General features: G+C 61.4%; 11 protein-coding genes and 2 riboswitches. Of the genes, 3 read left to right on the plus strand and 8 right to left on the minus strand.

From position 1 onward, the window contains the following. Positions 1–3: 3 nt before the first annotated feature. Both Q0936_RS14110 and Q0936_RS14115 read right to left on the minus strand, forming a co-directional pair. The gene (locus Q0936_RS14110; RefSeq protein WP_299294187.1) at positions 4–2286 is read right to left on the minus strand and encodes a glycosyl hydrolase family 28-related protein; all 2283 of its coding nucleotides are present in this window, start codon (positions 2284–2286) and stop codon (positions 4–6) included. 134 nt (positions 2287–2420) lie between these two features. Beyond that, on the minus strand, positions 2421–2846 hold the full coding sequence (locus Q0936_RS14115; RefSeq protein WP_299143204.1) for a tellurite resistance TerB family protein: 426 nt from the start codon (positions 2844–2846) through the stop codon (positions 2421–2423). Positions 2847–2999: 153 nt separating this feature from the next. Here Q0936_RS14115 and Q0936_RS14120 point away from each other — a divergent pair, with 153 nt between their 5' ends. Both Q0936_RS14120 and Q0936_RS14125 read left to right on the plus strand, forming a co-directional pair. Next, the gene (locus Q0936_RS14120; RefSeq protein WP_299294185.1) at positions 3000–4577 is read left to right on the plus strand and encodes a lysine--tRNA ligase; all 1578 of its coding nucleotides are present in this window, start codon (positions 3000–3002) and stop codon (positions 4575–4577) included. Between the two features lie 101 nt (positions 4578–4678). Further along, the gene (locus Q0936_RS14125; protein WP_299294183.1) at positions 4679–5080 is read left to right on the plus strand and encodes a DUF4864 domain-containing protein; all 402 of its coding nucleotides are present in this window, start codon (positions 4679–4681) and stop codon (positions 5078–5080) included. On the opposite strand, the gene Q0936_RS14130 is transcribed toward Q0936_RS14125, so the two are convergent. The 4 genes from Q0936_RS14130 to Q0936_RS14145 are packed head-to-tail and all read right to left on the minus strand — an operon-like array spanning position 5077 to position 9425. Continuing rightward, positions 5077–5718, minus strand: a complete 642-nt coding sequence (locus Q0936_RS14130) for an ABC-type transport auxiliary lipoprotein family protein (RefSeq protein ID WP_299143211.1) — start codon at positions 5716–5718, stop codon at positions 5077–5079. The two genes, Q0936_RS14125 and Q0936_RS14130, sit on opposite strands and share 4 nt — an antisense overlap. Further along, positions 5715–7517, minus strand: coding sequence for an MlaD family protein (locus Q0936_RS14135; protein WP_299294181.1), 1803 nt, complete (start codon positions 7515–7517; stop codon positions 5715–5717). Before Q0936_RS14135 ends, Q0936_RS14130 begins: the two co-directional genes overlap by 4 nt. Positions 7518–7536: 19 nt before the next feature. Beyond that, a complete protein-coding gene (locus Q0936_RS14140; RefSeq protein WP_299143219.1) occupies positions 7537–8304 on the minus strand; it encodes an ABC transporter ATP-binding protein in 768 nt (255 codons plus the stop codon). Next, a complete protein-coding gene (locus tag Q0936_RS14145; protein ID WP_299294179.1) occupies positions 8301–9425 on the minus strand; it encodes an MlaE family lipid ABC transporter permease subunit in 1125 nt (374 codons plus the stop codon). The genes Q0936_RS14140 and Q0936_RS14145 overlap by 4 nt, the downstream gene beginning before the upstream one ends. 196 nt (positions 9426–9621) lie before the next feature. After that, positions 9622–9709, plus strand: a riboswitch (glycine riboswitch). 15 nt (positions 9710–9724) lie between these two features. Beyond that, positions 9725–9832: riboswitch (glycine riboswitch) on the plus strand. A gap of 58 nt (positions 9833–9890) precedes the next feature. Here Q0936_RS14145 and Q0936_RS14150 point away from each other — a divergent pair. After that, positions 9891–11123, plus strand: coding sequence for a D-amino acid dehydrogenase (locus Q0936_RS14150; RefSeq protein WP_299294177.1), 1233 nt, complete (start codon positions 9891–9893; stop codon positions 11121–11123). 40 nt (positions 11124–11163) lie between these two features. On the opposite strand, the gene dacB is transcribed toward Q0936_RS14150, so the two are convergent. Both dacB and Q0936_RS14160 read right to left on the minus strand, forming a co-directional pair. Then, the gene (dacB, locus tag Q0936_RS14155; RefSeq protein ID WP_299294175.1) at positions 11164–12654 is read right to left on the minus strand and encodes a D-alanyl-D-alanine carboxypeptidase/D-alanyl-D-alanine-endopeptidase; all 1491 of its coding nucleotides are present in this window, start codon (positions 12652–12654) and stop codon (positions 11164–11166) included. Positions 12655–12701: 47 nt separating this feature from the next. Further along, a complete protein-coding gene (locus Q0936_RS14160; RefSeq protein ID WP_299294225.1) occupies positions 12702–13316 on the minus strand; it encodes a nicotinate-nucleotide adenylyltransferase in 615 nt (204 codons plus the stop codon). Positions 13317–13335 lie beyond the last annotated feature (19 nt).

Here is a 13335-nt window from a genome sequence, read left to right on the forward strand (position 1 = left end):
TACCTACTTGTCCATGCGCACCGTGGCACGCACCTGTCCGCGCACGTCCGATCCGAATTCGAGCGTGAACGCGTCCTCGTTTGCGCCCGCCCGGCCCTTGCCGACAGGGGCTTGATAGACGCGCACGTTGCTGGTGTTGCGCAAATCCCCGGTCAGAGCGACGGCATCGACAAACTGGCAGAACCCTTCAAAGGGAAGCCGCTTGCTTGTCCCAACGGTCCAGGTCCGTTCGTTCGTGTTTTGCGTATGCAGAACAACCAACGGGTTTTGGGCGTGTTCTTCGACGTTGTGATAGGAATTGCCGTCATAGAACACCGACTGGTTCCGGTCATGGTTCAAATCAGCAAAGCTTGTGTCGACACGTTCTGCGCGGTCAATGGTGCCGTTGATCGACCGGAAACGGTTGCCCTTGACCGTGAGGCCGTTCAGGAAATGCCCCGCGCCGTGCGGTTTCACCACCAGATAGCTGAACCAGGGCGCAACTGAACTGCACAGGAATACGTTGTCCGTCAGGCTGAAGGAACTGAACGAGAAACCTGCGGTAAAGCCCGGCGTGGGGTCACGTTCATTGGTCCACTCGACGAAACAGTTGTCGATGTAGTTCCCCGAAATGACAGACGCGGTAAAGTTGTCCTGCAGGACAATGCCCGCAGTCCGCAAACCGCCAGACACGCCGTCACCCTGGAAGAAGTGATTGCCCATGACCAAATGGTTCTGCCCGGCCAGAATGGCGAAGTGGCGGAACTGTGTCGCACGGCAATCGCGCAGTTTGACGTCGTTGGAATTGACGTTCAACGCAATGGTTGTGCGCTGGTCCACGGTTGCGCTTTCTTCGGTGGACAGGAACTGGCAGCGGTCGATCAACATGCCCTGGCAGCCACCACCGATGGACGTGATCCCCCGGTCTTTTGGACGGCTGATGAAACATTCCTGTAACTCGAATGTCGGACCCGCAGGCGCCAACAGGATACCGGAACACTTGCCGTTACACTGGAATTCAATGTTCGACATGTTGAACTTGGACAGCTTGGAAAAGCCGCTCAGGTCAACGAGGTATTGGAACCGCCGGAACGTGTAGTTCTGTGTGCCTTCCGCGTCATAAAGGGGTGCATTCAGCTCGATCTCGCCAGCGCCGACATTCTTGCTCCGCACATAGATCTCGCGGCCCACGCCGTTGCCGGTGACATAGGCGCCCACGGGGATGTTGGCGATGTTGGTCACATTGGTCAGACGACGCGCGTTGGACGCGCTATAGGTGGCCTGACTGGTGGCGACGATATCATCCCAGTTGTCTTCGGCGGCTTCCAACTGACCATTGCGGATCACACGGCGGGTATTGAACTGATCCCGGTTCGGCACAGCCGCCTGCATGTCCAGCGGCTCGGTGATGCGCACGCGGCGACCACCCAGGTCCAGGCTTTCGTGGTCCGAGGAATTGAACAACGCCTGAAACGCCTTCTTGAACGCCAGCTCTTCGTCCTTGAACGCCTCGATATAGGTCGGCAGATCATAGGATTTGCGCAGCAGCAACATCTTGTCCGTCGGCATGCTCAGCGTGCCTTCGAACTTTACCTGCTCTTCGAATGCGACATCCTTGGTCAGGCGGAACGTGCCTTCGGGCACCAGAACCGTCCGCCCATTGGCCGCCGCGATGGCCGCATCAAAGGCATCGCTGTCGTCGGTGACACCGTCACCCACCGCGCCAAAGTCGCGCACATCGACCAGCGACACCAGATCGCGCAGGAACACCGATGTGACGTCCTCGATCTCGATGTCGTCAATGCGGACAACACCGCCGTTGGGGCCAGTCAGGTCGATGCCAAAATGGCCGTAGACCGCTTCGGTCCCCCACACCAGGTCGACACCGCCACGATTGCCCGCACCCACGATAGCCGACACTTCGAACACATCGCCATAGCTGGTCAGCGTGGTGCTGGACCCGGCCGTGACTACACCAGACACCGCACTGCCATTGGCCTTGGCCGCATAACCGGCAACCCGCACCGACGGCAGGCTGCCGCTGATCGCTTTGACGCGCGCGGTGATGCGCAGATAACATCCGGGCAACAACGGCGTTTCGTTCATGTAACGCAAGCGCGTGGTGTTGGACGTTTTCTGCAGCTCCAAAGCGCCGCCAAAGTCCTGATCCGCAGGCACGAACGCCGCATTGGGCGCATTGGCATAGGTGTCAGAGCCCGGCGTGCCGTCGCCGCTCGACCATATGCCCAGACCCAACGCAAATGCGCGCGGCATCAGCTCGATGCCATCAGTGATCGCCTTGTTCATCCATTCATCCCTTTTCACGCAAAGGCCGGGGGCTCCGGCCGGTTCGGGCGATGGAAGTATCAATGGATGGTTAACGGCAGGTCATGTGGGCGCGCGGTGCCGCCGCCCGTCGGGCAACGGCCAGCGCTCGGAAATCATACCACCATGTGCCGTGCGCGCGACCCGCGTTCAATCGCTGCGGCGTGCAAACGGTCGATGTTCAGCTCGTACCGCATCTCTTCGAGAAGGCGCAGTTCCGCCTCTTCCAACGTGCCATCCGCCGCGGCCACGTCACATGCCAATGCGTAGGCCGTCTCGTACAAACGTTCGGGCAATGCTTCACGCACGAGGCCAAACAGGGCGTCCAACCCGTCTTCTTGCTCGAACAAATCAAACACCATCTGCGACGTGACATTCATCCGGTCCAGATCGTAATCCGCAAACACCGGCAAATGGTTCACAGCCGAGTTGATCTTGACCAACTCCGCTGTGCGGATGTCCTCGTCCGACGCCGAAATCGCAATCATCATCGCGACCAGCGCATCCTGCGGGGTCATCGAAAGCTGTTCTGTCTCTGACATGGCCTGAGGTCCTTTGATCGCTGTTGTCTGACCCTCAATATTGACGCTCATGCCCACCCGCAATAGGTAGCGGCGGGATGTCGCCCCTGTATCGGGGCGACAGCATGGGGCCTTGCGCATCGGGCGCGGGCCAAAACTGTAGGACAAAACCTGATGTCGACGATGCGTGACGCCGCGATGACGAGCAAAGCCTGGCCGTTTGAAGAAGCGCGCAAGGTGCTCAAACGCTATCAGAACGCACCGCCGGAAAAAGGGTATGTCCTGTTCGAAACCGGCTACGGCCCCTCGGGCCTGCCGCATATCGGCACCTTTGGCGAGGTGGCGCGCACAACCATGGTGCGCCGCGCCTTTGAAATCCTGTCTGACATTCCGACGAAACTGATCTGTTTCTCCGACGATCTCGACGGCATGCGCAAAGTGCCCGGCAACGTCCCCGACCCAGACAGCCTGCAAGAGCACCTGCAAAAGCCGCTGACCTCTGTTCCGGATCCCTTCGGTACACACCCCAGTTTTGGGCACCACAACAACGCGATGCTGCGCCGTTTCCTCGACACGTTCGGGTTTGAATACGAATTCATCTCGGCGACCGAATTCTATCGCTCGGGCCAGTTTGACGAAATCCTGCTGCGTGCCGCCGAACGCTATGACGACATCATGAAAGTGATGCTGAAATCCCTGCGCGAAGAGCGGCGTCAGACCTATTCGATCTTTCTGCCGATCCACCCGGATACAGGTCGCGTGATGTACGTGCCGATGAAAAACGTAGATGCGGTAAACGGTACGGTCACCTTTGACGACGAGGACGGCACCGAAATGACCCTGCCCGTCACCGGCGGCAACGTGAAACTGCAATGGAAGCCCGACTTTGGCGCCCGCTGGGCCGCCCTTGGCGTCGATTTTGAGATGTATGGCAAAGACCATTCGACCAACACGCCGATCTACGACCGCATCTGCGAAATCCTGGGGCAGAAAAAGCCCGAGCATTTCACCTATGAACTGTTCCTGGATGAAAATGGCCAGAAAATCTCCAAGACGTCGGGCAATGGCGTCAGCATCGACGAATGGCTGACCTATGCCAGCGCCGAGTCTCTGGCCTATTTCATGTACCAAAAGCCCAAAACCGCCAAACGGATGTATTTCGACGTGATCCCAAAGGCGGTGGACGAATACCACCAGCAACTGCGCGCCTATGCCGGGCAGGACGAAACCGCGCGCCTGAACAACCCCGTGTTCCACATTCACGGCGGCGAGGTGCCGACATCGGATATGGTTGTGCCATTCGCAATGCTGCTCAACCTCGCCTCCGTCAGCAGCGCCGAGACCAAGGATACGCTTTGGGGCTTTATCCAGCGCTACGCCCCTGAGACCGGGCCGGAAACCCATCCCGGCATGGATCAGGCCGTGGGGTTCGCCGTGCGCTACTACAACGACTTCGTCAAACCGGCGAAAACCTACCGCCTGCCCACAGATGCAGAGCGTGAGGCCCTGACCGCACTGCGTGACGCACTGGCGGGTTATGACGGCGCAACCGATGACGAAGCTCTGCAATCGGTAGTCTATGCGATTGGTCGCGACCGGTTCGACCCGCTGCGCGGATGGTTCACCGCGCTTTACGAGGTGCTGCTCGGTGCCAGCCAAGGCCCACGTTTTGGCGGGTTCATCGCGCTCTACGGTGTGCCGGAAACGGTTGCGCTGATCGACAAGGGGCTGAATGGCGAACTGGTCTCCTGACCGCGACACCTCCGGTCTGTCCCCGCGGGGACAGACCAACCGCACCCCTTGGAACAGGGCGCACGCACGCTAGGTCTTTCCTCAGACAGAGGAGATGACAGATGCGGAAATGGATGATGGGCGCGGTACTGGCCGCCAGCATGACCGGGGCGGCCTTTGCCCAAGGCACAGAAATTCAAGGCGTGATCGGCAACCAGATCGAAGCCTTCAAATCCGACAATTTCGAAGAAGCGTTTTCCTTTGCCTCGCCCGGTATTCGCGGGATTTTTGGCACCCCCGAAAATTTCGGGCGCATGGTCACCCAAGGCTATCCGATGGTCTGGCGCCCAGCAGAGGTCACGTATCTGGGCCTTGATGACGAAAACGGCGTCCTGTCGCAAACCGTGCGCATCGTCGACGCAGACGGCGCGACCCACCTGCTGAAATACCGGATGCTGGAAACGGACGACGGTTGGAAAATCAACGGCGTCCAACTGCTCGAGGCACCGGGCGTCAGCGCCTAACCGGCATACCGGGCGATTTGGCGAATGCTCCATTCGACCGAGTCGCGCATCGTGTCACCCAGCGCCTCGTCAAAGGCCTCGACGACGTCACGCGGCGCGTCCGACACCGCTGGCACAACCTCTTCGAAAGACCGGGACGCGATGATCCGGTCCTCGAACGCATCCACGATCTTGATGTTCAACCGCACATCGACATGCAATGGCGCGTTGGGGTCACCATCAGGCACAAACGCCTGAAATTCGCGAATGTCCGTCACAATCAGAAAATCGGCGCGCAGGCCAATGGTGGAACTGCCCACCGCAGGCACTCGGTCACTGTTTTCAAAGCTCTCGATCAACAGCGCCTGCACAATCAACGGCGCCCGGTCGACCCAGCGCGCGTCGGCGAGGTACTGCACCTGTAGCGCATCGGGTTGGACCGCGATGCGATCCGTATCGACAGAGGCCGTCGCAGTCGGTTGCTCAACCACGATCTGAAACTTCAGCTTGGGCAATCCACTGTCAAAGGTGCTCTTGGGTGTCAGCACATAGTTGTCGACCGGTTTGGTGACCTCGGTAAGGCTGGCAAGACCAGAACACCCGGCCAAAGCAATGGTCAAGGCGGCCAGTTGAACGGCTGTGAAAACGGTTTTGATCATCTGCGGAACCTTGAATTCTGCGTACCCAGCAGGAACCGGCCGGGGTCGCGTTCGATTTTGTTGACCAACCGTTCGAGGTTAACAGTCAGACTGCGCGCCTCTTCGGTGAACTTGAGGAATTCCGGCAGGCCAAGGCGCAGGAATTCAGAGATTTGACGCTCGTTTCCGGTCACCACATCGTCGAGTGTGTCCGCAAAACTGGCCGCTGAACGTGACGCCGACAAAACCTCGCCCGAGATCTGTTCGATGTTTTGCGACGCCACTTCGACCGTGTTGGTAAAGGTGGACGCCGCCCGCCGCAGATCACCGATCACACCGTCCTCGGAGTTGCTGAACGTCGACGCGAAATTGGATGCGGCTGTGCGCAGATCGCCCAGGATGCCGCCGATGTCTTCTTCGATCACCCTGTTGGCGCTGGCAAAGGTTTTGGCCGCAACGTCCAGCGTTTCGTTCGCGTTGGTCATCGCCGTGGACACCCAGCCAAGCGTTGTGTTGGCGTTGTTGAACGTGGTGGTGAATGTTGCGATTGCGCCCGACGCCTCACCGGAAAGTGTGTCCAGCCGCGTGGCCAGCGCCGCCGTGCGGGTGCCCACATCGTCAATCACCCGCGTCGCCGTCTGAGACGTCGTGCGCAGGTCATCCGCAAGCGGCGACAGTTGGTCCGTCATCAAACGGTCAAAGCCGGTTGCCGCCTGATCCACCGATTTCATCGTGGTCTGCGCGTCACCAAGCGCGAGGATCGCGCTGTCTGCAACCGCGTCAAAGCGGCCCACAACCCGCGCTGCCTCACCACCTACATCGTCCAGAACACGAGTCGCGGTTTGCGCGGTTGTGCGCAGGTCACTCGCCAGCGGCGTCAACTGCGTGTCGGTAAACTCAGTGATCCCGGCCATCGCACCATTTGCGCTGTCCAGGGTTGTGCTTGCGCGGTCCAACACTGTGCCGCCCTGCACCGCCAGCGCGTCCAAACGGCCCGCAATCCGGGTGACTTCTCCACCTGCGCTGGCCAAGACGTCGGTGGCGGTTTGCGATGTCGTGCGCAGGTCTTCGGCCAGCGGACCGATCCGGTCATTGGCCAGCGCGCTGATATCCGTCAACGTGGTGTTCGCCGTCGTTAACGTGCCCGTTGCCGTGGCAAGCGTCGTTTCCGCCGTGTCCGAAAGCTGCTCAAGCCGCCCGGTGAAATCCGCGATTTCCCGCGCGGCATTGCCCAGGTCATCAGACAGCGTTTCGAAATTCGCCAGCACACCGTCCAGCCGTTCGGAAGACGTGGCAAGGTTGCCGACGAGTGCCCCGACCGCCGCCTTGTTGTCGTCGTTGAACACGTCATTCACGTTTTCCAACAGGGTGATCGCCCGGTCCAACACCTGCGGCGCGCCTTCGAACACCGATTGCAAGGCGGTGCGTTCTGACGGGATCGTGGTGCCTTCGGGCAAGGGCGCAGACGCATCAGACCCGCCGCGTAAGCCGACAAAGCTGACGCCCGTGACACCTTGGGATTGCAACTGGGCCTTGGTCTCTGAATTGACTGGCGCATCCGCTGCGACCTCGATCCTGACACGCACCTTGGACGGGTCATCGGGGTCAAGGTTCAGGTCCACAACCTGTCCAACAGGCAACCCGTTATAGCGCACGTCGCTGGCCGCGCCCAAGCCGGACACATCATCAAAAAGGATGTCGTAATACGCGTATTGGCGGTCTACCTCGACCTTGGCCAGCCACAGCAACAGGCCCAGCGCCCCCAGGATTCCCCCCAGCGTAAACAGCCCGATCAGCGCATAATTGGCTTTGGTTTCCATGGTGGCGGCAGCCTTTGGTCTATGTCTTGGCCTGCGCGGCACGTGCGCGCGGCCCGGTAAAATATTCCTGCACCCAGGGGTGGTCCACGTCCGTCATCCCCTCAATCGGGCCGGTGACCAGCACGCGCTTTTCAGCAAGCACCGCAATTCTGTCGCAGATCGCGTAAAGAGAGTCGAGGTCATGCGTGACCATGAACACGGTCAGCCCAAGCGAGCGTTTCAATTCGCCAATCAGATCATCATAGGCCGCCGCCCCGATGGGATCGAGCCCGGCGGTCGGTTCGTCCAGAAACACGATCTCGGGATCCAGCGCCAGCGCGCGCGCCAGAGAGGCGCGTTTACGCATCCCACCCGACAGTTCCGAGGGCAGTTTCCCGCAGGCCAGAGGCGGCAGGCCCACGAGGCTGATCTTGAGCTGGCCGAGGCTGCGCATCAGCGCGGGGCTGAGGTTGAGGTGTTCGCGCATGGGCGCCATCACGTTTTGCAGCACCGACAGCGAGGAAAAGAGCGCGCCGTCCTGAAAGGCGACACCCCAGCGTTTTTCGGCCGTCAGACGTTCCTCGCGGCTGCCGTTCAGCACATCCGCGCCCAGCACTTCGATGGACCCGGCAGCAGGCCGGTTCAGGCCAACGATGGTGCGCAGCAGCACGGACTTGCCAGTGCCCGACCCACCGACAATGCCCAGCACCTCGCCGCGCCAGACATCGAGATCCAGATTGTCATGCACGACCTGGCGGCCAAACTGGTTGCGCAGGCCGCGCACCTTGATGATCGCGTCGCGGGTCACAGGCCCAGCTCCGCAAAGAAGATGGAGAACACCGCGTCGGCCACGATCACCAGAAAGATCGACTGCACCACCGAGATCGTGGTGTGACGCCCGACGCTGTCGGCGGAGGATTGCACCTGCATCGCCTGCCAACAAGCCACGGTGGCGATGATCGCGGCAAAGACCGGCGCCTTGATCATGCCGATGATCAGGTGCCAGACATCCGTGTTTTCCTGCAACCGCGTGATGAACATCGACGGGCTCACGCCCAGTTCGATCCAGCTCATGATTGCGCCGCCCAGCAGGCCCGAGACATTGGCGATAAAGCCGAGGATGGGCAGCATGATCACCAGCGCGATGACGCGCGGCAGCACAAGGACTTCGATCGGGTCGAGGCCAAGGGTGCGCATCGCGTCCAGTTCCTCGCGGACCTTCATGGACCCGATGGACGCGGTAAATGCCGAACCGGACCGCCCCGCTACGATGATGGCGGTCAGGAGGATGCCCAGTTCGCGCAGGATCGAGATGGCAATGAGGTCGACCACAAACACCTCGGCCCCGAACTGGCGCAGTTGCGAGGCCCCCTGGAACGACAGAACCACCCCGATCAGAAAGCTCATCAGCACCACGATGGGAATGGCGTTAAAGCCGGTCTCTTCCATCTGGCTGACCAGTGCCGCCGTCCGCCAACGGCGCGGACGGAAGAGGCAGGTGACGAGGCTCGCCAGCGTCTGACCCACAAAGCTCATCAGCGACATGGCGGATGCGCCCACACCGGCCGTTTTCTCACCAATCCCCGCCAGCCATGGCACAAGGCCGCTCGGAGGTGCCTCAACGCCTTCCTCGGCGGGCATTGCGGCGACCACTGCGTGGATCAGTTCCAGGCGGGTCTGTGTGCTGTCCGTGATTTCGACTTGCGCGCCTGATGCCTCGAGGCGGGATTTGAGGTCGGACACCATCCACGCGCCGCCCGTGTCCAACGCCTCGAGCCCGTCGAGATCGATGTTCATGGTGCCTGTCCCCGCGGGGACAGAGGCGAAATCGCGCTCAACATGGCTGAGATGTTCGGTCACCAACCGCCCCGACAAACGGATCACGGGCGCGGGGCCGCTGTCATCAATGATCACGGTCGGAGCAGGCATAGGGACTTTCGAAGCGCAGCAGACCGGAGGCATTTCCCCCCGATATCAGCAGACTAGACCAAAGCCCCAGACAGGGAAAGGCGGTCGGAAACGCCCGAAAAACAAGGGGTGGCGCGTTCACGAAAGCAAAGGCCCGCCGTGAGAACAATTCATTTGCACGACTCACCTCATGGCCCCTATATCCATCTCAGTCGCCAAGGCCGACATGGGAGAGCGCGGGACACCCCGCCGCCGAAGGAGCAACGCCCCGGAAACTCTCAGGCACAATGAACCGTGTTGGCCGCGCCTGAGGACAGGCATGACGACGATCTGGAGAGCGGTCAGGGCTGACGTGCCTGATCCACCGAAGGAGAAAGCGCCGACCGTTTCGGCGTCAAACTCTCAGGTCACGCGACAGATGGGGACGCGAACCGGCATGGTGCCGGACGTGTCCGTATCCCTCGCGTCACTTTGGGAGGACATCACATGTCCCATATCGCCGTGATAGGTGCCGGTATCACTGGCATCACAACTGCCTACGCCCTTGCCCGCCGTGGCTATGACGTCAGCGTCTTTGACCGCAACCGCTATGCCGCGATGGAGACATCCTTTGCCAATGGCGGGCAGCTTTCGGCATCGAACGCCGAGGTCTGGACCCGTTGGGGCACGATCTTCAAGGGGCTCAAGTGGATGCTGAAATCGGATGCGCCCTTGCTGGTGAACCCGCGCCCCAGCTGGCACAAGCTGTCGTGGATGGCCGAGTTCATGGGCAACATCCCACACTACGAGGCGCACACGGTCGAGACTACGCGGCTGGCCATTGCCGCGCGGGAACACCTGCTGGATTTCGCAGCAGAGGTCGGCGTCGATTTCGACTGTGAACAGCGCGGTATTCTGCACGTCTACAAGAAACAGTCAGAATTTGATCACGCCCGCCGGGTTAACACGCTGCTGGCCAAGGCCGGCCTAGACCGCCGCGAGGTGACGGCGGACGAGGTGCAGCGGCTGGAGCCCGCGCTCAAGACCGACACGCTGGGCGGGTTCTATACAGAGAGCGATTTCACCGGTGACATCCACCGCTATGCCCGCGCGCTGAGCGATGGGTGCGCGCGGATGGGTGTCACGTTCCACTACAAGGCGGACGTGTCCGACATTCACCACACCGGCACTGGCGTGCGCATCGACTGGCACAGCAGCGACGGCGACCAGCAGCAGCATTTCGACGGTATCGTCGTCTGTGCGGGCGTGGGCAGCCGTGCCATTGCGGCCAAGCTGGGCGACAGGGTCAACATCTATCCGGTCAAGGGCTATTCGATCACCGTCAATCTGGATGATGAGACCAGCCAGGCCGCTGCCCCTTGGGTCAGCCTGTTGGATGACGAGGCCAAGATCGTGACGTCCCGTCTGGGCAAAGGGCGTTTCCGCATTGCGGGTACTGCCGAGTTCAACGGCTACAACCTCGACATTCGGGACGACCGCGTGCGCCCGTTGCGGGAGTGGTGCGAGGCGTTTTTTCCTGACGTATCCACCGAACACTGTGTGCCATGGGCCGGGCTGCGCCCCATGTTGCCATCCATGATGCCCAAGGTGGGTCCGGGGTCGAAACCGGGTGTCTACTACAACACCGGCCACGGGCATCTGGGTTGGACCCTATCGGCGGCCACCGCACAGGCCACCGCCGATGTCGTGGACGTTGCGCGGATGAAAAACGCCGCCTGAGGCGATACGCCAGAGCCGCGTTACCGTACCCGGCTCTGGCTCAACTGCCGTAAAGAGACCCCCAGCGTTCGATCAGCTTTTGCTGCATCGCCTTGGCGCGCCGGTTCCAACTGCGCGCGCCGCGCGGGGCCTCGCGATTGGCCTTGGAGATGCGGCCCCGCGTGGCCTCGTCCGCAGCAAAGATGGCAAAGGCCATTTCGGTCCCGTTCTTGGCCGTCATATACCCCGCCAACCCGGACACAAAGTTCAGCGTGCCGGTTTTGGCGTGCACGTCGATGGGGTGGTTCTTGATCGCGCGGCGCTTTTCATCGAGCATCGCAATGGGTTTGAGGATGGGCCGCAATGTCCGGGACTGGTGTGCCTTGACCAACGCCTGCACCATATCATCGGCCGTCATTTTACTGGCGTCACCAAGGCCTGAATGATCCACCAGTCGCATCGACGCAGTGCCAAGCGTGGCACCCGCCCAGCGGTTCATCTCGGTTGCGGATGCCTTCAGGCTGTTGACCCGCCCCTTGCGTTTGGCTGTCGCCGCGAGCCCAACCATCTCTGCCGTCAGGTTGGTCGAAAACCGCAGCATCGCGCGCAGGATGGTGCGCAAGTCATCGCTCTGACGCGACGCCAGCAATGTTCCGTTGGGTGCGCGGCCCACAACCACGGGGTTCTTGAGCACGATGCCATGGGCGCGCGCCAATGTCTGAAAGACGTCGCCGGCATAAAGCGCAGGCTTGCGCACCGGCAACCAACGCGCGCCGCCATTGCCCAAAGCGCCCTTGGCGACGGACCAATTGTCGGTCCGCCCCCCGTCCTTGTAGGTATAGACTGGCAAGTCACGCGACACGATCTGCATCCGCGACATGGCCACGTCCGGGCGGTATCGGTCGGACCGCGCGTCCATGGTGACGCCGTACGCACCGCCAGACCGACGCCATTCGAAATGAACCCGGTTGAAATTCAGCGCAATGCCACTGATCGCAGGACTGTATCCGACATGATCGGGTTGACCCGGATCAATGGTCTTGATGAACGGCAAGGCTCCGTCGGCCACTTTGAACGCGCCGCGCACCTCGCGGATGCCGCGGGCCTTGAGCGCCTCGGCCATCGCCGCCAGCGCATTGGTGTCGAGCGTCGGATCGCCGCCGCCCACAAGGATCAGATCCCCCTGCACCACCCCCGCCGACACGCCGCCAGTGGCAACGAGTTGCGTCGTAAACCGGTATCCTGCGCCCAGCACGTCCAGCGCATAAAGCGCGGTCACCGCCTTGGCGACGCTGGCGGGTGGTGTGCCGACACTGGCATTGCCCCCCTCGAGCCGCAGACCCGTGCGGGCATCCGCCACCGCATAGGTTACCCGGCCATTCAGCTTGGCCGCGTTGATAATCGCCTGCGGATCGGCGATGGATTTCTTGAAATGATCTGCGCCGCGTGACACCGGGCGCAAGGACGCCGTGGGCGGGGTAGCAACAGCCGTAGATGCAGCAGAACCTGCAACCATGGCCAGGAAAAATCGTCTCGAAACAGCGCGCAACATGTGGGCATCTAACCCCAGCCGCCCGGCGCAAACAAGCGCCCGCAGCATCACGTTTGCGGTGATGTGTCCCAGTTGCCAGCCGCGCGGATGGCCGAGGATGATTGTGGCGACATGGCGACGTTCACAAAGCACCACGCGGGCGCGTCTGCGCGGGCCAGCATCTGGCTCGCCTTGGCCGAAATGCGATGGTCGCGATAGACCCGCGCCGCCCGACTCATCCGGGCGGAAATACGGTCTCCCGGACGGGCCAGAACCCCCAGCGGCACGTTTTCCGTGATCCATGTCCAGTCTTGCCAGCGGTGAAACTGAGCAAGGTTATCGGCCCCCATCAGCCAGACAAACCGCACACCCGGATAGACGTTCATCAAAGCCGCCAGCGTTTGCGCCGTATAGCGCGTGCCAAGACGCGCCTCGATGTCGGTGATGGTCACGCGCGGGTCCTGCATGACAGATTGCGCACGCGCCACACGTTTGTCCAAGGGCGCGGGACCGTGGGATTTGAGCGGATTGCCCGGACTGACCAGCCACCACACCCGGCTCAGGCCAAACCGTTTCATCGCCTCGCGGGTGATGTGGACATGTCCGTCATGCGCAGGGTCAAAAGACCCCCCCAGCAGGCCCACAACCTGTCCCGGCCGTGCCATCGGAAAACTGTGGCGCATCATGGATGTCGTCCCTGTC

This window comes from uncultured Tateyamaria sp. (assembly GCF_947488715.1).
In the GTDB taxonomy this organism is placed as follows: domain Bacteria; phylum Pseudomonadota; class Alphaproteobacteria; order Rhodobacterales; family Rhodobacteraceae; genus Tateyamaria.